The 20480-nt window shown below is 71.0% G+C and carries 13 protein-coding genes; 10 read left to right on the top strand and 3 right to left on the bottom strand.

Annotated elements, in window-relative coordinates:
• Window positions 1–524 precede the first annotated feature (524 nt).
• Complete coding sequence (locus ACRAKH_RS19465; RefSeq protein ID WP_380723021.1) at window positions 525–1490, bottom strand: alpha/beta fold hydrolase; 966 nt, start codon at window positions 1488–1490, stop codon at window positions 525–527.
• Window positions 1491–1618: 128 nt separating this feature from the next.
• Here ACRAKH_RS19465 and ACRAKH_RS19470 point away from each other — a divergent pair, with 128 nt between their 5' ends.
• From ACRAKH_RS19470 to ACRAKH_RS19495, 6 genes are all read left to right on the top strand, one after another.
• Window positions 1619–2569, top strand: a complete 951-nt coding sequence (locus ACRAKH_RS19470) for a helix-turn-helix transcriptional regulator (RefSeq protein ID WP_380723019.1) — start codon at window positions 1619–1621, stop codon at window positions 2567–2569.
• A 643-nt stretch (window positions 2570–3212) separates the two neighbouring features.
• Window positions 3213–4244: a LacI family DNA-binding transcriptional regulator gene (locus ACRAKH_RS19475; RefSeq protein ID WP_380724083.1), complete on the top strand. Its 1032-nt coding sequence runs from the start codon at window positions 3213–3215 to the stop codon at window positions 4242–4244.
• Between the two features lie 123 nt (window positions 4245–4367).
• Window positions 4368–5627, top strand: coding sequence for an extracellular solute-binding protein (locus tag ACRAKH_RS19480; protein WP_380724082.1), 1260 nt, complete (start codon window positions 4368–4370; stop codon window positions 5625–5627).
• Window positions 5628–5796: 169 nt separating this feature from the next.
• Window positions 5797–6636, top strand: a complete 840-nt coding sequence (locus tag ACRAKH_RS19485; protein WP_380724081.1) for a carbohydrate ABC transporter permease — start codon at window positions 5797–5799, stop codon at window positions 6634–6636.
• Window position 6637: 1 nt separating this feature from the next.
• Entirely contained in the window at window positions 6638–7525 is an 888-nt protein-coding gene (locus tag ACRAKH_RS19490) for a carbohydrate ABC transporter permease (RefSeq protein ID WP_380724080.1), read from the top strand.
• 23 nt (window positions 7526–7548) lie between these two features.
• A complete protein-coding gene (locus ACRAKH_RS19495) occupies window positions 7549–8964 on the top strand; it encodes a glycoside hydrolase family 32 protein (RefSeq protein ID WP_380724079.1) in 1416 nt (471 codons plus the stop codon).
• A gap of 42 nt (window positions 8965–9006) precedes the next feature.
• On the opposite strand, the gene ACRAKH_RS19500 is transcribed toward ACRAKH_RS19495, so the two are convergent.
• Both ACRAKH_RS19500 and ACRAKH_RS19505 read right to left on the bottom strand, forming a co-directional pair.
• Window positions 9007–10041 carry a LacI family DNA-binding transcriptional regulator gene (locus ACRAKH_RS19500; RefSeq protein ID WP_380724078.1) on the bottom strand — a complete coding sequence of 345 codons (1035 nt, stop codon included), beginning with the start codon at window positions 10039–10041 and terminating at the stop codon, window positions 9007–9009.
• 122 nt (window positions 10042–10163) lie between these two features.
• Window positions 10164–13490, bottom strand: a complete 3327-nt coding sequence (locus tag ACRAKH_RS19505; RefSeq protein WP_380724077.1) for a GH32 C-terminal domain-containing protein — start codon at window positions 13488–13490, stop codon at window positions 10164–10166.
• Between the two features lie 251 nt (window positions 13491–13741).
• Between ACRAKH_RS19505 and ACRAKH_RS19510 the strand changes: the two genes are divergently transcribed.
• The 4 genes from ACRAKH_RS19510 to ACRAKH_RS19525 all read left to right on the top strand — a co-directional run bounded on the left by ACRAKH_RS19510 (window position 13742) and on the right by ACRAKH_RS19525 (window position 20457).
• The gene (locus tag ACRAKH_RS19510; protein ID WP_447009157.1) at window positions 13742–16252 is read left to right on the top strand and encodes a GH32 C-terminal domain-containing protein; all 2511 of its coding nucleotides are present in this window, start codon (window positions 13742–13744) and stop codon (window positions 16250–16252) included.
• 222 nt (window positions 16253–16474) lie between these two features.
• A complete protein-coding gene (locus tag ACRAKH_RS19515; protein WP_380724075.1) occupies window positions 16475–17911 on the top strand; it encodes a PepSY-associated TM helix domain-containing protein in 1437 nt (478 codons plus the stop codon).
• 264 nt (window positions 17912–18175) lie between these two features.
• Window positions 18176–19255 carry a pyridoxal-phosphate dependent enzyme gene (locus ACRAKH_RS19520; protein ID WP_380724074.1) on the top strand — a complete coding sequence of 360 codons (1080 nt, stop codon included), beginning with the start codon at window positions 18176–18178 and terminating at the stop codon, window positions 19253–19255.
• A complete protein-coding gene (locus tag ACRAKH_RS19525; RefSeq protein ID WP_380724073.1) occupies window positions 19252–20457 on the top strand; it encodes an ATP-grasp domain-containing protein in 1206 nt (401 codons plus the stop codon). The genes ACRAKH_RS19520 and ACRAKH_RS19525 overlap by 4 nt, the downstream gene beginning before the upstream one ends.
• Window positions 20458–20480: the final 23 nt, after the last annotated feature.

The following is a 20480-nucleotide window of genomic DNA, read 5'->3' on the forward strand; positions in this document are numbered from 1 at the left end:
GGGGTGGAAACCGCGACATAGCGATGTTGGCTCATTTTCCACACTCTGTGTAATCGCCACCGTTGTTCCCTGCGGATTGCCGCACAACGTCACCCAGCGTGCCCGAAACGCCCGTACGCAGGACGGAACAGGGTTAACGTCAACACTGACAGGGCTTCAAACGCGCCGCGATCGCCCGGATGCCGTGCACGGTCAGTGATCACCCTGGCTGAGGCGTGGCGCGCGATCGCCCCGTCTCACGCGCGGCCGGCCCGTGCAGTCTCCGGGGCGCGGGCGGCGCCGTCGCTCAGCGGTCCGGCACCCACCACCGACGGGCGCCCGGGCATCGACTTCGACGAGCGCACCACCGGCCGGTCCTCACCACCGGTTCAGCCGAGGTGACCGGCCGGCTGTTCTCCGACCGGGCCGGTGTGGCGATGGCCTGAAAGCAATGAGGTCTCCGGTAAGTGGGGTGCTTGGCGACCAAGCAACCCCAAGTACCGGAGACCTCGTGGCCGGCGTAGCGGTGATGAGGCGGCAGGACCTCAGTGACGACGGGCAACGCCTTGGACGGCAGCCCGCTGGTCCAGCCACTTCACGATCGCCTGGTTCGTTTCGTCCGGCAGCTCCTGCTGGATCCAGTGACCGCAGTCCAGACTGGCCACTTCCACGTTGGGCACGAACTCCGTCAGTCGTTCAGCCCTCAGCACCGCGTCGCGGTCGCCGTAGATCATGAGTGCGGGCTGTCGGATGACCGGGTCCACGTCGGCCAGCAGGTGCCAGTTGCGGTCGAGGTTCCGGTACCAGTTGATGCTGCTCGTGAAACCGGTCGACTCGAAGGCGGAGACGAAGACGGCCAGTTCGTCGTCGCTCATGACGGGATCGCCGAGGGGTGTCCCCGCCCTGGCGAGATCGATCATCGCCATACCCGGCTGCGGCGGTTTCGGGGGCTCGTTCTTCCGGAAGAGGTTGCGCAGGAACCGGGCCGTGTGCTCGTCGAGCACGGCGTCGGCGACGCCCGGCTGCCGGTTGAAGTGGACGAAGTAGAAGTCGGCGCCGAGCGCGGCCTCCATGAACTCGATCCAGGGCACCTCCCCGCGCTCTTGGTAGGGCAGGCTCAGCGCTACCACGCCGTTCACCCGGTTCGGGTGCAGCAGGGTCAGGCCCCAGACGACGAACGCGCCCCAGTCGTGGCCGACGAAGGTGGCGTCCTCGTAGCCGTAGTGGTCCAGGAGTGCGACGAGGTCGCCCGACAGGTGCTCGATGTCGTAGTCCGTCACCTCGGTCGGACGGGACGAGTTGCCGTAACCCCTCTGGTTCGGAGCGATGACGTGGTAGCCCGCCGCGGCCAGGGCCGACATCTGGTAGCGCCAGGAAAAGGCATGTTCCGGCCAGCCGTGGCAGAGCACGATGGGCTTCCCCGCATTCTCCCGGCCTGCCTCGAAGACCTCCAGTTCCACACCGTTGACGGGGACGAGGGTGGGTTCGGGAAAGTCGGTCGGATCGAACATCGCGTTTCCTCTCTGCCGTGCGGGGCGTCACAACCGACGCAACCCCACGGCCGATGCGGTCAATGTCGCCATCGTGCCGACCGAAACAGGTCACCCCATGACCGGTTTTCTGTGGGAGTGTGGCCGGTGTGCGAGCCGACCGGCTGATGGCCATCCTCCTGCTGCTGCAACAGCGCGAGCAGCTGACGGCGGCGGACGTCGCCCGCGAGCTCGAGGTGTCCGAGCGCACCGCGCGCCGCGACTTCGACGCCCTGGCCGTGGCCGGGGTGCCTGTGTACTCCATCCAGGGCCGGGGCGGCGGCTGGCGCCTCGTGGGCGGCGCCCGCACCGACCTGTCCGGGTTGACCGCGGGTGAGGCCCGCGCCCTGTTCCTGGTCGCCGGTCCGGCCTCGGCTGCGACGCCGGCCGTGAAAGCGGCGCTGCGCAAGCTCGTCCGCGCCCTGCCGGAACCTTTCCGGGTGCAGGCCGAGGCGGCGGCGTCGTCGTTGGTCGTGGACCCCCAGCGCTGGGGGTCCAGCCGCATCGAGCGCCGGCCGCCGCCTCGCTTCCTCGACGCGCTCCAGGACGCGGTGATCCGCGGCGTCCAGGTGCGGCTCGGCTACGTCGACGGCAACGGCGCCGAAACCGAGCGCACCGTCCACCCGCTGGGCATCGTCGCCAAAGGTCCGTCGTGGTACCTCGTCGGCAACACGGAGGCCGGCCTGCGGACCTTCCGGATCGACCGCGTGTCGTCCGCCGACCCGACCGGCGAGCCCGTGCGCCGACCCGACGACTTCGACCTCGCCGCGAGCTGGCGCGAGATCGCCGACGAGGTCGACCGCAGGCGGACACCCCTCGAAACCCAGGCGACCTGCACGCCCGACGGGATCGCCCGGCTCCGGATGGTGCTCGGCGACCGGCTCGAGGTGGGAGGCGCCACGACCGACGGCCGCATCGAGGTCGTGATCCGCGGCTACAACGAGTACGCGCTCGCCGGCGAGCTCGCCGGGCTGGTCGAATGGCTCGAGGTGACCGGCCCTGCGGATGTGCGTGACCGCCTGGCCTCGATCGGCAACGCACTCGTCGAACGGTACGGCTGAGACCGGCCCGCCTGCTTGCCCGCGAACGACTGCACCGTCGCGCCGGTCGACCCCGCCGCGGCCTGCGCGCCCTCCTTCATCTTCACGAAGAACGGGTTGGTGTCGGTCTTGGTCACCAGCCCGACGAGCGTGCCGCCACCGGCCGCGCCGCCGCCGTCGCCGCCGTCCCCGCACCCGGTGGCCACTGCCGGCAGTGACGCCGACACCAGGGCCGTCAGCCTGACGCCACTACGCGCCCGTCCGGTCATGTCTTCTCCTACGTCAACGTTGACGTAACAGGCTTCCGGACATCCTCGGACGCCAGCTTGGTTGCCCATCACGTAAGCAGCACCACAGAACGCCGCACCTCCGGGCCTGTGCGGACTGTTCCGAGAAGTGGGGCTTTCGTTAAGTCATCGTTGACGCTAGCTTCGTGGTCCAGGTCACGACAAGCGGCCGTTACGCAAGCGTTACTCATGATGGAGCAGTGCATGCCCAGGGGCACGGTGCGCGCCGACCATGCGGGCCATCCCCGCACACCGGTCGCGATGAGGCCGCGCGGCCGGCGCCGATCGGACACGGGTGCGCAACAGATCGTTGACAGCCAGTTCATCCTGATGAATCCTTCACCGAACCAAGTGCCCAAACGATTTGGCAGGTCGCGGTGAAGCGCATCGGGATCAAGGACGTGGCCGCGGCGGCCGGTGTCTCCGCCACCACCGTCTCCCACATCCTCAACGCGGTCGAAGGCAAGCGGATCAACGCCGAGACGCGGACCACCGTGCTCCGGGTGGCCCGAGAGCTGGGTTACCGCCCGAACAGCCTGGCCCGCGGTCTGCGGACCAGCCGCACCTACACCGTGGGCTTCGTCGGCGACGAGATCGCCACCACGCCCCACGCGGGGCAGATCATCCAGGGCGCGCAGGACGCGGGCGCCGAGCGAGGCCTGCTTCTGCTGATGCTCAACACCGGGGGCGACCCGGAGCTGGAGCGCAAGGCGATCACCCTGCTGGTGCAGCACGGTGTCGACGGCATCCTCTACGCGTCGATGTACCACCGGGTCGTGCAGGTGCCGCAACAACTCCGGTCGGTGCCCACCGTCCTGGTGGACGCGAGTGCGGACGACCCCGCGGTCCCCTCGGTCGTGCCCGACGAGGAGCAGGGCGGGATGACGGCCACCCGGGAGCTGCTCGCGCACGGCCACCGCAGGATCGGGTTCGTCACCAACACCGACGACATCCCGGCCACGCGGGGCAGGCTCGCCGGGTACCGGGCCGCGTTGGCGGAGCAGGGCGTCGGGTTCGATCCGGCGCTGGTCGTCGCCGACCGCTCGGACGCCCCCGGCGGCTACCGCGCGGCACGCGCCCTGCTGGAGTCCGTGCGCCGACCGACGGCCCTGTTCTGCTTCAACGACCGCATGGCGATGGGCGCCTACCGCGCGGCGGGCGAGCTCGGCCTCGCGATCCCGGCGGAGCTGTCCGTGGTCGGCTTCGACAACCAGGAGCTGATCAGCGAGAACCTCCACCCGGCCCTGAGCACCGTCGCCCTGCCGCACTACGAGATGGGGGCACGGGCCATCGCGCGGCTGCAAGCCCTCATCGACCCGCCGGACAGCCCTACCGGTCCCCCGCTCCAGGAGGCACTGCACTGCCCCCTGGTGAGCAGGGACTCGGTCGCCCCGCCGCACCGGTCTTGACCACCGGAACGGCGGAGCGACGTGAAGTGGGCGGCCGCTTGCACCGGCCGCCCGACGAGAACCAGCCAGCACGATGGAGGAACCATGAATGCCAGAACCAGGCGTCTCGCCTCGGCGAGTCTAGTGGCCGTCACCGCGGCGGCCGTGCTCGCGGGTTGCGGCGGCGCCGACGGCGGATCGGGCGCCGAGGGCGGCGTCCTCAAGTTGTGGACCCACAACGCGGGCAACGCCGCCGAGTACGACGTCGTGGAGAAGGTGGTCAAGGACTTCAACGCGAGCCAGACCACCTACAAGGTCGAGATCGAGGCGTTCCCCCAGGGTTCCTACAACGACGCGGTCGTCGCCTCGTCGTCTTCGAAGAAGCTCCCCTGCATCCTCGACGTGGACGGCCCCAACGTGCCCAACTGGGCGTGGGGCGGGTACCTGGCCCCGCTGGAGCTCTCGGGTGGCGAGGTCCCGTTGGACGCCCAGCTGCCCAGCACCGTGGGCAAGTACCAGGACAAGGTCTACGCCTTCGGCTTCTACGACGTGGCGCTGACGATGTTCGCCCGCAAGTCGGTGCTCGACGAGCACGGCATCCGCATCCCGACCTGGGACGAACCGTGGACCCGTGCGGAGTTCTCCGAGGCGCTGGCCGACCTGAAGGCGGGCGGGAAGTTCGAGCACCCGCTGGAGATGGGCACCGGAGGCAGTGGCGAGTGGTGGCCTTACGCGTACTCGCCGCAGTTGCAGAGCTTCGGCGGTGACCTGGTCGACCGCTCGTCGTACCAGACCGCGGAAGGCGCGTTGAACGGTCCCGAGGCGCTGGACTGGGCGAAGTGGTTCCGCTCGCTGGTCACCGACGGGTACATGGCGCAAAAGTCGGGCTCCAGCCCGAACGACGACTTCCTCAACGGCAAGTCCGCGATCGAGTGGGACGGCAGCTGGGACGCGGCCAAGAACGTCGACAAGCTCGGTGACGACCTGCTGATCCTGCCGCCGGTGGACTTCGGCAAGGGGCCGAAGATCGGCGGCGCCTCCTGGCAGTGGGCGATGAGCTCGAACTGCGCGAAGCCCGAAGGCGCACGGGCGTTCCTGGAGTTCACCCGCAAGACCGCGTACTTCACCGAGTTCGCCAAGGCCACCGGCACCATCCCCGCGACGGCCGCCGCCTCGGCCCAGATCCCCGGCTACGAGCCCGGTGGCCGGTACGAGCCGTTGGTGCGGTCGGCGAGGGACTTCGCGGTGGTGCGGCCCGTGACACCCGCCTACCCCTTCATCGCGTCGGTGTTCGAGAAGACAGCCAAGGACGTCGTCGCGGGCGCCGACCCGAAGTCCGCCCTGGACGAGGCGGTCAAGCAGATCGACGCCAACCTCAAGCAGAACAACTTCTACGCCGACTGACGGCTCCGCCTCGCCCGCCTGGTGGGGGCCCGACCGTCTCCACCAGGCGTGCCCGCTTCGTCCGGAGGTCTCGTTGACCGCCGCTGTTCCCCTACTCCCGCGCCTGCGAACGGCCCACGGCCGCACGCGGAGCGCCGCACGCCTGCGAGAGGGCGTCACCGCCATCGGCATGGCCGGCCCCGCCGTCCTGCTGCTGCTGGTCTTCTTCGTGATCCCGGTCGTGCTGGCGTTCGCGCTGGCCTTCACCAGTGCCCGCCTCGTCTCGCCGACACCGGCCCGTTTCGTGGGGCTGCGCAACTTCGCCATGCTGGCGGAGGACCCGATCTTCCTGCGCTCGGTGCTCAACACGTTCGCCTTCGCGGCCGTCGTGGTGCCCGTCCAGGCGGGGCTCGCCCTCGGGCTGGCCCTGCTGGTCAACGCGCGGTTCCGGGGCACGAACTTCTTCCGCACCGTCTACTTCATCCCGGTGGTCACCTCCATGGTGGTGGTGTCGATCGTGTGGACGTTCCTGTACCAGAAGGACGGCCTGCTCAACCGGATCATCGACGCGGTCACGTTCGGGCTCGTCCAAGGGCCGGACTGGTTGAACGACCCGTCCACGTCGCTGGCGGCGATCATCTTCATGTCGGTCTGGCAGGGCGCGGGCTTCCACATGATCATCTGGCTGGCCGGGCTCCAGACCATCCCGGCCGACCTGCACGAGGCCGCCTCCATCGACGGTGTGACCCGGTGGACGCGGTTCCGGTTCGTCACCTGGCCGGGGCTGCGGGCCACCCGCACGTTCGTGCTGATCACCATCACCATCTCGGCGTTCAGCCTGTTCACCCAGGTCAACGTGATGACGCAGGGTGGGCCGCTGGACTCGACCACCACGCTGGTCTACCAAGCCGTGCGCAGCGGTTACCAGCAGCAGCAGACCGCCTACGCCTCGGCGATCTCGCTGGTGTTCTTCGTGCTGGTGCTCATCGTCTCGCTCGTCCAGCGCCACCTCACCCGGGAGAAGGACTGACATGGCGACACCGTCACCCCGGCCGGCGCTGCGCAGGCTGCCCGTGCACGCCCTGCGGGTCGTGCTCGCGCTGTTCTTCGCGTTCCCCGTGGTGTTCATGCTGGTCTCGTCGCTCAAGCCGGACCAGCAGATCTTCGGCGACCTCGGCAGCCCCCGCGCGTTCCTGCCGGTCGGCAGCCTGTCGCTGGAGAACTACACCGCGGTGTTCGACCGCGTGCCGGCGGTCCGGTTCCTGCTCAACTCGCTGGGCGTCTCGGCGCTCACGATCGTGCTGGGCATCCTGGTCAACAGCCTCGCGGCGTTCGCGCTGTCGAGGATGCGCTGGCCCGGCCGCAAGCTGCTGCTCACCGTCATCATCGCCACGCTGATCGTGCCGTTCGAGACCTTCGCGCTGCCGATGGTGTGGTGGGTGAACAAGCTGCCCTGGCTGGAGGTCAATGGTTTCAGCCTCACCCTCACCGAGGGGTGGCTGGACACCTACCGGGTGCAGATCCTGCCCTTCGTCGCGAACGCGTTCTCCATCTTCCTGTTCCACCAGTACTTCCAGAGCATCCCCAAGGAGCTGGACGAGGCCGCGCTGATCGACGGCGCGGGCTGGTTCGGCATCTACCGGCGGATCGTCATGCCGCTGTCCGGCCCGGCGGTCGCGACGGTGGCGATCCTGACCTTCCTGCCCGCGTGGAACTCCTACCTGTGGCCGCTCATGGTGGTCCAGGACGAGGAGCTGCGCCCGGTCATGGTCGGCATCCAGTACTTCTTCCAGCTCAACGTCTCCTGGGGCCAGATCATGGCGTACTCGTCCATGATCACCGTGCCCGTGCTCGCGCTGTTCCTGGCCTTCCAGCGGTCCTTCGTCAACAGCATCGCCTCCAGCGGCGTCAAGGGCTGACCGCTCCTACCTCGAGGACTCCGTTGTCGACTCCCGACCCCCACCTGCCCGCGATCCACCTCAGGCCACCCCGGAACTGGATCAACGACCCCAACGGGCTCACCTTCCACGACGGCCACTACCACGTGTTCTTCCAGCACAACCCCCACGGGCCCGACCACACCGGCGTCCACTGGGGACACCACCGCAGCACGGACCTCGTCACGTGGGAGGAACTGCCGGTGGCGCTGACGCCCACACCCGGCGGCGACGACGCCGACGGCTGCTTCTCCGGCAACGCGGTCTCCGACGGGGACCGGATGCTGGCGTTCTACTCCGCCTACCGCACCGACCGCTGGTGGCAGCCCATCGCCACGGCGGAGTCCCGGGACAACGGCCTCACCTGGCACAAGCACCCCGGCCTGGTGATCCCGACCCCTCCCGAGGGCACGTCGATGTACCGCGACCCCTACGTCTGGCGCCACGGCGAGCGGTGGCGGATGCTCGTCGGCGCGAGCGTCACCGGCGACCGCGGCGCGGCGCTGCTGTACGAGTCGTCGGACCTCGTGGACTGGCGGTACCGCGGGCCGTTCTTCGCCGACGGACCGGACGTGGACGGCTGGACCGGCTGGGAGTGCCCCCAGTACGCCACCTTCGGCGACCGCGGTGTGCTGGTCGTGAGCCTGTGGGACGTGGTCGCCGGTCCGCGCAGCACGCGCGTCTACGTGGGCGGCGAGCAGGCGGGCCGGTTCGTGCCCACCGGTCACCGGCCGCTCGACCACGGTCCGGACCTGTACGCGCCCGCCCTGCTGCACGCGCCCGACGGCCGCTGGTTGCTGTGGGGTTGGTCGTGGGAGGCCCGCGACCAGCAGTGGTCGCGCGACGCGGGCTGGGCGGGTGTCCTCACCGTTCCCCGCGAGCTCTCGCTCGCCGAGGACGGGACGGTGCGCCAGCAGCCCGCCACCGAGGTCCTCGGGTACCGCGGGCGCAAGGTCGTGCACGCGACGGGCTGGTCCGCCGCGGACGACCTCGGCGCGGTCGGCACGGCGTTCGACCTCACCGCCCGCGTCCGGCCGCGCGGCGACGCGCCGTGCGGCCTGAGGCTGGAGACCGCCGCCGGTGAACACCTCGACATCGTGGTCGACCCGGTCGCGGGCGAGCTGGTCGTGGACCGCGACCACGCCTCGCTCGACCCCCGTGCCCGCGGGGGGCGCTACCGCGTGCCGCTGGGCGGGCAGCGGGATTCGGTCGACTTCAGGGTGATCGTGGACGGTTCGATCGTGGAGGTGTTCCTCGACAGCGGCGAGACCCTGACGTCGCGCTGCTACCCGACCGGTCCGGCGCCGTGGCGGTTGCGGACGTTCGGCGGACCGGACCACATCGTGGACGTCTGGGAGCTGCACGCCGACGTGCGGCGGGCCGCGGTCGGCCAGGACGAGCTGCGCACGACGGCGAGCTGACCGCGAGGGCCCGGTCGACCCCCGACCGGGCCCTCGCGCCGCTCACGCGCGGGGAGGCGCCACCGATCCGCGCTCGCGCAGCGGCATCGTCACCCGGTGCACGCCGGAGACCTGCGCCTGCTCGTCGAAGACCAGCTCCACCGCCCGACGTCCCATCTCGTAGTGCGGCAGGGCGAGGGTGGTCAGCGCGGGCCGCAGCCACGAGGCGATGTCCTGGTCGTCGAACGAGACGATCGAGACGTCGCCGGGCACGGACAGGCCCGCTTCGGCCAACGCCTGGTAGGCGCCGAACGAGACGCGGTCGGTCGAGCACACCAGCGCCCGCAGCGGCACGTCCGAGGTGAGCAGCGCCCGGACCTCGCGGTAGCCGTCCTCGGCGTTCCACTCGCACTCCACCACTCCGTCGAGCATCGCCCGCTGCGCGCGCAGGACCTCCTGCAGACCGCGCATGCGCTCGATGCCCGCGAAGATGCCCTCCGGGGTCGCGGGCACGGCCTGGTGGCCGCCGATGGCCCAGATCCCCGAGCGGTGCCCGGCGTCGACCAGCACGCGGCCGGCCTCGCGACCGGCCGCGATCTCGTCGGGGATCACCGACGGCGCGTCGAAGCCGGGCGCCAGGCAGTTGAGCAGGACGACCCGGCGTCCGTGCAGTTCCTTCGGCGGGACGACGTAGCGGGTGAACATGGTCGCCAGGATCACCGCGTCGGCCTGCCGGTCCAGCAGCACGTTGACCACGGCGGACTCGGAGGAGCCCGCTCCGCCGGTCTCCGTGATGATCAGCGCGTGGTCCCGCTCCGCCGCCGCCTCCAGGGCGCCCCGGACCACGTCGCCCGCGAACGGGGTCGTGGTGATCCCGTCGGAGACGAAGCCGATGGTCTTCGTGCTCTTGGTGCGCAGGCTGCGGGCCGTCGCGTTGGGGCGGTAGCCGAGGGCCTCGGCCGCTTCCCGAACCCTGGCGCGGGCGGCCTCGGAGATCCGCACGCCCTCCCGCCCGGACAGCACGAACGACGCCGTCGTCGGCGACACGCCCGCGCTGCGGGCGACATCGGCCATGGTCACCCGTCGTCCACTCGTCATCGTCACCCCTCGTCGGATCGCCACGCCGGCGTGCGGCCTCCCGCGTGCGACAACAGTACGTCTCCCCCGCGCACGGGTCCGGCGCCGCGCGGGTGCTCCGCGCGGCGCCGGACGGGCGGGGATCAGCCGGTCATGGCGCCCATGCGCCAGACCGTCATGGACTCGATCACCGCCCCGTCACCGAACAGCCGCAGCCCGAGGGAGTCGTCGCGGTGCGGGTACGCGCGGGTCGTGATCGACTTGTGCGCGTTGGCGAACGCCTCGACCGACGACCGGTCGACGAAGACGTCGAGCGTGAGCTTGCCGTTCTCCAGTGCCAGCGGTCCGCTGTGGACACCCAGGTCGGCGTCGAGGCTGGACCGGTTGCCGGCGCGCGTCCGGTCCACGCCGAACTGGCCGGCGCCGACGTCGTGGAACAGCCTGGTGCGCTCCTCGTCGCCGGGGCTGCGCAGCACGTCCAGGCCGAAGCGCTGGGTCGGGCCGGGTTTCATGGTCAGCCGGACGTGCAGCATGTCGCCCTTGACCGCGGCCAACTGGCTGTTGACGGCGTCGATGCCCGTGGGCGTCTTCAGGTCCAGCAGTGGCGTCCCGACGTGCAGCGCGGACACCTCGCGGACGGGGTTGATCGCCAGGTCGCCGTCCGGGCGCACGCCCAGCTCCACCGGCAGGCCCGCGTTGTGCGCCCACCCGGCGTCGAAGTGCGCCTGCTCGGTGCGGCGGTCCTGGGTGATGCTGAACAGCAGGGACCGGCCGTCCGGGCCCACCGTGCCGCTGGGCCCGGTGAAGTGCTCGCCGTAGTCGAACAGCTTCGGCGTGGTGGTGTCGGGGGTCCAGCGGCGGGCGTTGGCGTCCCAGGTGCCGACCCAGTAGAAGGTGTTCTTGCTGCTGTGCGGGCTCGCGCTGGTGAAGGCCGGGTTGACCACGAACGCGTGCTTCTGCCGTCCCGCGGCGTCCTTGCCGATGGGCAGCAGCACCGGCAGCTCCCACACCTGGCCGGTCTTGGGGTGGGCGCCGACGTCGCCGGTCATGAGCGGACCGGCGTAGGCCCAGTCGGTGAGGTTGGTCGAGGTGTACAGCAGGGCGGTGCCGCCGACGTCGGCGCCGGAGGTGGTCTGGACGCCGGACCCGACCAGCTGGAACCAGGTGTTGCCCTCCTGCCAGACGTACGGGTCGCGGAACTCGCCGAACCGGACCTTGCGCCCGGCGCCGACGTCGAGGTCGGCCCGCTGCTCGGTCACCAGGCGCGGCTCCATCCGCCACTCGACCAGGTCGGGGTCGTCCGGGTTCACCGGACGGGCGAGGCCGGTGGCCTGGTTGGGGCGCTTGGAGTCGTCGCCCGCGGTGATGAGCAGCACCGGGTCGCCGTTCTGGTCCAGCGTCGCGCCGCCGGACCACACGCCGTCGGGGGCGACGCTGCCCGCCGTGGGCGCCAAGGCGACCGGGAGATCGCGCCAGTGCACGAGGTCCTTGCTGACCGCGTGGCCCCAGCTGATGTTGTGCCAGTACGGGCCGTGCACGTTGTGCTGGTAGAACAGGTGGTACTGCCCGTTGGCGAAGATCGGCGAGTGCGGCTCGTTCATCCAGTGGTTGGGCGCGGTGAAGTGGTAGCCGGGGCGGTACTTGTCCCCGTTGTAGCGTGACCGGTCCTGCACGATGTCGGCCTTCGGGATGGTTCCGCCGGCGAACGTGGCCAGGGCCGCGGAGTGGTCGGCGGCGACCTCGGCCGGGCTCAAGGCCTTGCGGTGCAGCTTCACCTCGTCGATGAGGCCGCTGAACATGTTCACGGCGAAGGTGCCGTTGATGATGACCGGCTGGTTGTGCTTGCCGATCAGCAGCGGCACACCGGACTGCTGGAGCCGGGCGCCGGTCGGGATGGCGGTCTCGGCCACCTGCGTGCCGTTGAGGTAGAGCCGCATCCGGCCCTGGGCCGGGTCGAACGTGGCCACCAGGTGCGCCCAGGCGTTGGTGCGCAGCGCGGCCGACGGGGGAACGGCCACCTCGCGCCAGGCGTCACCTGTGCCGACCCCGAACTTCCAGGTGCCGTGCCGTCCCACGCCGAGGGAGAAGCCGCGGTTCGCGGTCTGCTCCTGCTGGTTGACGATCGCGGAGACCTTGCCCTCGTCGCCCCACTCGAAGCCCTGCGGGGCGACCCACGCCTCGACGGTCAGCGCGTTCTGGTCCAGCGGCACGGAGCCCGCGCTGCGGCTGACCCAGGTCGAGTATCCGTCGAACAGCAGCGCCTTGGACAGCACGCCCTTGCCGTCGTTCGCGGGTTGCCACAGGGGGTCGCTCTTGGGCTTGTAGACGGCCTGGTTGAACACGTAGCTGATCGGGTCGGCCTGGCCGCTGACGCGTTCCACGGTCGAGGCGCCCGAGCCCTCCCGGAAGTCCCAGTGGGCGGCCGTGCTGCCGATGGGCTGGTCCAGTCCGACGCGGACGTCGTCGAAGTTCAGGTGGCCCCAGCCGCCGGTGGCCTGGTCGACCAGCTTGATCCGCACCTGCTGGCCCAGCCGGTCGCGGACGTCCCAGGTCACCCTGCGGTACGACTCGCCGTCGGCGCCGGTGGCCTTGTGCAGGACCGTCCCGTCAACCGTCGTCAGCGCCGCGTACAGGGTGGCCTCGTCCCGACCGCCGCCGACCAGGACGCTGACCACACCGGTGCCCGACACGGTGAACGGGTCCGAGGTGAGCGTGCCCGTCGCCGCGTCACCGCCGCTCTTGAAACCCCACAGGTGGTGGGTTCCCTGCTGGTTGAAGCAACAGCCCCAGCCCCAGCCCGTCTCGGTGGTCAGCGCGGTGGCGAACGCCGTCCCCTGGGCCGTCCAGCCGGTCAGGTTCCCGGCTTCGAAGCCCGGGTTGGTCAGGCCGCTGCTCAGCGGCTGGTCGAGCCCGACGCGGACGTCGTCCAGGTTGAGGTGCCCCCAGCCGCCGGTGTCCTGGTCGACCAGCTTGATCCGCACCTGCTGGCCGAGTCGGTCGCGGACGTCCCAGCTCACCCTGCGGTACGCCTCGTCGTCCGCGCCGGTGGCCTTGTGCAGCACCGTTCCGTCGGCCGCGATCAACGCCGCGTAGAGGTTCGCCTCGTCGCGACCACCGCCGATCAGCAGGCTGACCACACCGGTGCCGGACACGGTGAACGCGTCCGAGGTGAGCGTGCCCGTCGCCGCGTCACCGCCGCTCTTGAAACCCCACAGGTGGTAGGTCCCCTGCTGGTTGAAGCAACAGCCCCAGCCCCAGCCGGTCTCGGAGGTCACGGCGTTCGCGAACGCCGTCCCCTGGGCCGTCCACCCGGTCAGGTTCCCCGACTCGAACCCCGCGTTGGCCAGGGCGCCGGGTTCCGCGGCGGCTGCCTGGGTGGCCAGTGGTGGACCGAGCGACGCGCACGCGATCAGCGCGACCAACAGGAGCCTGGCGCGACGCACCAGGCCGCCGGCGGCATGACGTGCCATGTGACGCCTCCTCGACGTTGAGGTGATAAATCGAATCTCGACAAGCGCCGATGCTGCGCGCAGGCGTCCGAGGTAAACAAGGTGGTAACGAGGCAACTTTACCGTTTCGTTACATCAAGATGTCCCTTGTTCGCCTTGATAATTCGATTTACCATCGTGCGGCGCTACAGCCTCGCCGGGCCGATCGGGCCCCGCCTGAGCCGGCCACTCCCCCCGCACCGCTCCCCCCGAGACGAAACGCAGGGCAGCCCATGACCAGACGTTTGATGACAGCCGTGCTGACCGCGGCGGCACTCGTCGCCTCCACGAGTCCCGTCGTGGCGGCGCCGGCGACCGAGACCTACCGGCCGCAGTTCCACTTCACCCCGGAACGGAACTGGATGAACGACCCGAACGGCCTCGTCTACCACAAGGGCGAGTACCACCTCTTCTACCAGCACAACCCCAACGGCAACTCGTGGGGCGACATGTCGTGGGGCCACGCGGTGAGCCGCGATCTCGTGCACTGGCAGGAACTCCCGGTCGCGATCAGCCACGACGACACCGAGATGGTGTTCTCCGGCAGCGCGGTCGTCGACCACGCCAACACCTCGGGCTTCGGCACCCCCGACGAGCCGGCGATGGTCGCCGTCTACACCAGTGCGCCCAAGACCGGCGGCAAGCAGGCGCAGTCGCTGGCCTACAGCACCGACCGCGGTCGCACGTGGACGAAGTACGCGGGCAACCCCGTGCTGGACATCGGTTCCGCCGAGTTCCGCGATCCGAAGGTGCAGTGGTACGCGCCCACGAAGAGCTGGCTGATGGCCGTCGCCCTGGCCACGGAGCGCAAGATCCGGTTCTACTCGTCCAAGGACCTCAAGTCGTGGACGGAGCTCAGCGACTTCGGCCCGGCGGGCGCGGTCGGCGGGGTGTGGGAGTGCCCGGACCTGTTCCCGCTCCAGGTCGACGGCGACCCCGGCAAGACCAAGTGGGTGCTGGTGGTCAGCATCAACCCCGGTGGCATCGCGGGCGGTTCGGCGGCCCAGTACTTCGTCGGCGACTTCGACGGCACCCGCTTTACGGCTGACGGCAACGGCAGCTACACCCCGCCCGCCGGCGTCGTCGTCGAGGACTTCGAGTCGGCCTACGGCAGCTGGACCACCACCGGCGCCGCCTTCGGTGACGCGCCGGCCACCGGCCCGCTGCCAGGGCAACTTCCCGTGGGCGGCATCGAGGGCACCGGCTACGCCAGCAGCTTCCACGGCGGCGACAGCTCGATCGGCACCCTCACCTCGCCGCCGTTCACCGTGGACAAGCGGTACCTCAACTTCAAGGTGGGCGGCGGCAGGCACCCGCACGACCCGGCGGCCGTGACCGGTGACGCGCCACCGCCGGCGGGCGAGGTCCTGGCCGACTTCGAGGGCGGAACCTACGGCACCTGGACCGCCACCGGCGAGGCGTTCGGCGCCACGCCGGCGACCGGCACGCTGCCCGGCCAGCTGCCGGTGTCGGGCTGGCAGGGCGACGGCCTGGTCAACACCTTCCTCCGGGGCGACGCCACGGTCGGCACCCTGACCTCGCCGGAGTTCACCCTCACCGCGCCGTACGTGAACTTCCTCATCGGCGGCGGCAACCACCCGTCGGACTCCGAAGCGCCCACCGCCGTGCGCCTGGTCGTGGACGGCGAAGTCGTGCGCAGCGCCACCGGCAAGGACTCCGAGGCGCTGAACTGGGCCTCGTGGGACGTGCGCGACCTGGCCGGCCGCAAGGCGCGCTTCGAGGTCGTGGACGAGCACACCGGCGGCTGGGGCCACATCCTCGTCGACCAGGTGATGCTCGCCGACGCGCCGGCCAAACCGCGCTCCACCGAGACCTCGGTCAACCTCGTCGTGGACGGCAAGGTCGTGCAGACGGCCACCGGGGCGGACAGCGAGACCCTGGACTGGGCCTCCTTCGACCTGCGTGAGCACCTCGGCAAGCAGGCACGGATCTCGGTGGTGGACATGAACACCGCGGGCTGGGGTCACGTGATGGTCGACCGCTTCACGCTCGCCGACGCACCCGCGAAGTCCACTGTGGAGCGAGCGGACTGGGTCGACCACGGCAAGGACTACTACGCGCCCGTGTCGTGGGCGAACGCCCCGGACGGCAGGCGGTACATGATCGGGTGGATGAACAACTGGCAGTACGCCGGCAACACCCCGACCTCGCCGTGGCGCAGTGCGCAGAGCGTGCCCAGGCAGGTGGGGCTGCGCACGATCGGCGGCGAGGTCAAGCTCGTCCAGGAACCAGTCCGCGCCCTCGACCGCCTCCACCGCGGGTCGCCGTTCTTCCTGCGGGACAGCACCATCCGCGAAGGCTCGCGGTCGCTGGGCAGGCACGCCGAAGGACAGGCCCTGGACGTCGAGGCGACCTTCTCCCTCCGTGACGCCGAGCGGTTCGGCCTCAAGGTGCTCAGCGGCCCGGGCCAGGAGACGGTGATCGGCTACGACACCACCACCGGAGAGCTGTACGTCGACCGCACCCGGTCCGGGCGCACCGACTTCAGCCCCGACTTCCCCGCCGTCCAACGCTCACCGCTGGCCGCGGTGAACGGGAAGGTGACGCTGCGCGCCCTCGTGGACTGGTCGTCGGTCGAAGTCTTCGGCGGCGCGGGCGAAGCCGTGATCACCAGCCAGGTCTTCCCCGACCCGACCAGCGACGGGGTGGAGGTCTTCGCCGAGGGCGGCAAGGCCCGGATCGACCGCCTGACCATCCGGGACATGGGCACCTACCGACGCTGACCACCGCGCGGCGACCTGTTCCAGCTCATTCCAGGCCGTGCGAACGAGTAGTCGCGGCGGGAACCGGTCCGGTTCCCGCCGCGTTCACGGTCACGCGTGCGGATCATCGACGTCACCCCCTCCGGGCTCTCCCGCCCTGTTTCCGCGAATCGCCGGGAACCGGATGCCGTCCGCGTCCGACCACTGAGCAGGTCCTCCCTTCGTCCCCACCAGAGGTGCTCCGTGTCCGCTCCCCCGATCGACGACGTGCGAACCGAGGAGACCCCCGGTCCGGTCCGGGTGTCCGTGGTTCCGCTGCTACGGCGGCTGCACTTCTACGCCGGGATTCTGGTGGCCCCGTTCCTGCTGGTGGCCGCGTTGACGGGTGTGCTCTACGCGCTCGCGCCACAGCTCGACGGCCTGCTCTACGACGACGTGCTGGAGGTGTCGTCGGCCTCTGGTGCGCCGCGCCCGTTGGCCGAGCAGGTCGCCGCCGCCCAGGCCGCCCTGCCCGACGGCACGCTCACCGCCGTGCTCACCGCCGACGAGCCCGACGCCACGACCCAGGTCGTGTTCTCCTCGCCCGGCTCGGCCGATGACGGCGACCGAACCGTCTACGTCAACCCTTACACCGCCCAGGTGCAGGGCCGACTGACCACCTCCTTCGGCTCCACGCCCGCCACCACCTGGTTGAGCGCCCTCCACCGGAACCTGCACCTGGGCGAACCCGGCCGGCTGTACTCGGAGCTGGCGGCGAGCTGGCTGTGGGTGCTGGCGATCGTGGGCGCGGCCCTGTGGCTGGTCCGACAGCGCACCGCCCGCCACCGGGTCCGCTCGGTCATCGCACCGGAGCGGGGCGCGAAGGGCGTGCGCGAGACCCGGTCCCGGCACGGCAGCATCGGGACGTGGGTGCTGATCGGCGCGCTGTTCCTCTCGGCCACCGGCCTGACCTGGTCCACCTACGCCGGCGACAACTTCAGCGCCGCCCTGACCGCGCTCGACGCCAAGGCCCCCGCCCTGGACACCGGCCTGGGCGGGGCCGAAGGCAGCACCGGCTCGGACGGGCACTCCGGACACGGCGACGTGTCGCAGGACGCCGAACCGGTGGACCCGGCGACGTTCGACCGGGTGCTCGTCGCCGCCCGCGACGCAGGCCTCGACGGTCCGCTGCAACTCGGCGTGGCGGCCGAACCGGGCACCGCGTGGACCGCCGCCCAGGTGGACAACACCTGGCCGATCCGACTCGACAAGGTCGCCGTGGACCCCGAGACCGCGACCGTGACCGCACGGGCCGACTTCGCCGACCGACCGCTGTTGGCCAAGCTGTCGTCACTGGGCATCCAGGCGCACATGGGCCGGTTGTTCGGCGTGGCCAACCAGGTCGCGCTGCTCCTGCTCGGCGCCGGGCTGATCACGCTGATCGTGCTCGGCTACCGCATGTGGTGGCAGCGCCGCCCGACCCGCGCCGACCGCCGCGCCCCGCTCGGCAGCGCGCCCAAGCGCGGGACCTGGCAGCACCTCCCCCTGTGGTTCGTCATCCCCGCACCGCTCGTGCTCATCGCCATCGGCTGGGCCATCCCCCTGCTCGGACTGAGCCTGCTCGCCTTCCTCGTGCTCGACGGGCTGATCGGCCTGGCCCGCAAGCGCGCCGGCGGACGGACTTCTCCCCAGAGCGGGTGACCGCCGGCTGGTCGTTCCACCACCCCGAGATCCCTCACCGGATCGCGGGCGGCGGGTCGCGCCCCGGGGCCTCGACGGCAGTCGGCCCGAGGGGTTCCTCGACCGGCGACCACCGCGCGAACCGCAGTCCCCCGCACGTCCACGACGCACCGACGCCGCGCGACGACACGACCACACCCGAAAGGGCTCGACCATGATCCTGACGCGCACGACGGCGACACCCGGCACGGGCCGCCGCCCGGGCTCGACCGGAAGGTGAGGACCGTGCTCGACCACAACGCCGTGGCCCCACCGGTCCACGAGCACATCACCGACGCCATCAAGACCCCGGCGCTCGTCCGGCTCACGCCCAACACCGTGCTGGTCCGCTTCGAGACCCTCAAGGTCTACGCCGCGCTCGGCGCGGTGCGGCACCTGGTCGACACCGGCGTGCTGCGCCCGGGGCAGACGGTCGTGGACAGCTCCAGCGGGATCTACGCCCTCGCCCTGGCGATGGCCTGCCACCGCTACGGCCTGCGCTGCCACATCGTCGCCTCCACCACCGTCACCGACACCATGCGAGCCCAACTGGAGATCCTCGGCGTCACCGTGGACCGGATGCCACCGTCGGACGACCTGCGACTGGACCAGAACCGGCGGGTGGCACGGATCCAGGAACTCCTGGCCCGGCAGCCCGACATGCACTGGATGCGCCAGTACCACGACCCCGTGCACCACCTCGGCTACGCCGAGCTGGCCGACTTGCTGCGCCGCGCGTTACCCGGCGAACCGCTGACCGTGGTGGGCAGCGTCGGCACCGGAGCCTCCACCGGCGGGCTCACCCGCGCGCTGCGCGAGCACGACCCCCTGACCCGGCTGGTGGGCGTGCAGCCCTTCGGCAGCGTCACCTTCGGCAGCGAGCGCTTCACCGACCCGGACGCCATCATCGCGGGCATCGGCAGCGCCATCCACTTCGACAACGTCCACCACGAGCTGTACGACCGCGTCCACTGGCTCGACTTCCAGCACGCCATGGCCGCCACCGTCGGCCTCCTGCGCGACCACGCCGTCTTCGCCGGCCTGTCCACCGGCGCCGCGCACCTCGTCGCCACGTGGGAAGTCGCCCGCGATCCACGGCGCACGCACGTGGTCATCGGCGCCGACACCGGCCACCGCTACGCCGAGCGCGTCTTCACGCGCCACCGCGAGGCCCTCGACACCGCGCTGCTGGCCCCCGCGGAGATCTCTTCGCTGGACCAGCTGACGCCGCCGTGGGCCGCGATCGACTGGGCACGACGCCCGTACGGACCGGCGGTCCCCACCCAGGAACGCCCTCACGAACGCAGGAAGGACCCCGTGCCGTGACCATCGTGCTGCTGGAAGCCCTCACCTTCGGTCTCGGCCGCCTCGCCGACGCGGCCCGCGCCGAGGGCCACGACCTCGTCCTGCTCACCGGAGACCGCTCGATCTACCGCCACGAGCTGTCCCGCCACGGCGACCGGGTCCGAGTGGTGGACATCGACACCACCGACGTCACCGCCTGCCACGAGGCGCTGCGCGACATCTCCGACCTGTCCGGGCTGATCAGCTGCACCGACACCTGGGCACTGCCCGGCGCGGACCTGGCCGCCCGCCTCGGCCTGCCCGGACCCGACCCCGACGCGGTGCGCGTGCTGCGGGACAAGGCCGCCGTCCGGGCCGTGCTGCACGGGCAGCGCCTGAGCCGCAGCGGCCCCCTCGACCCGACCACGACCGACGTCTTCCCCCTGGTGCTCAAGGACTCCGCCGGGACGTCGTCCCGCGCGGTGTGGCTGGCGCGCTCCCCCGCCCAACGCGACGCCGCGCTCCTGGAGGCCGCGGCCACACCGCTCAAGGGCCGCCTGATCGCCGAACCGTACTTCGAAGGCCCCGTCTACAGCGCCGAGACCATCACCTGGCAGGGCGAGACCCGGTTGCTGGGCCTGCTGAGCCGGGTGATGTCCCCCGAACCGCTGCGCCGCGAGGAAGCTTCCGGGTTCCCGGTCGCCTTCCCGGACACCGACCACGCCGAGCTGGCCGACTGGATCGGCCGGGTGCTGCACGCCGCGGGGCACGACCGCGGCTTCGCGCACACCGAGTTCGTGCTCACCGCCACCGGACCCGAGGTCGTCGAGATCAACGCCCGCATCGGCGGCGCCCTCGTCGGCGAGTCCCTGTGCCGAGCCCTGGGTGTCAACGCCTACGACGCGATGGTCCAGGTCTCCCTCGGCAAGCGGCCCGACCTGCTCGACCACGCGGGCAACGGCGGCACCGCGACCGGATTCGTGATCGTCTACCCGCGCGAAGCCGGCGTGCTCGACGGCTGGACCGGCCTCGATCGCCTGCCCGACCTGCCCGGCAACCCGGAGTGGTACCCCACCGCGAGCCCCGGTGACGTCGTGGAGCACCTGAGCGACCAGCGCTCCGCCACCGGCATCGTCCTCGCCGAGGGCCCCACCGCCGAACTCGCCCTGCACCGCGCCCAGGCCGCCGCCGGCGGCATCATCCCGGTGGTCCGGGTCGGCGAACGCGCCGACGCCGCGGTGTGACCGCGCCACCGGCAGCCGACCCG

The sequence above is a fragment of the Saccharothrix hoggarensis genome, assembly GCF_052936025.1.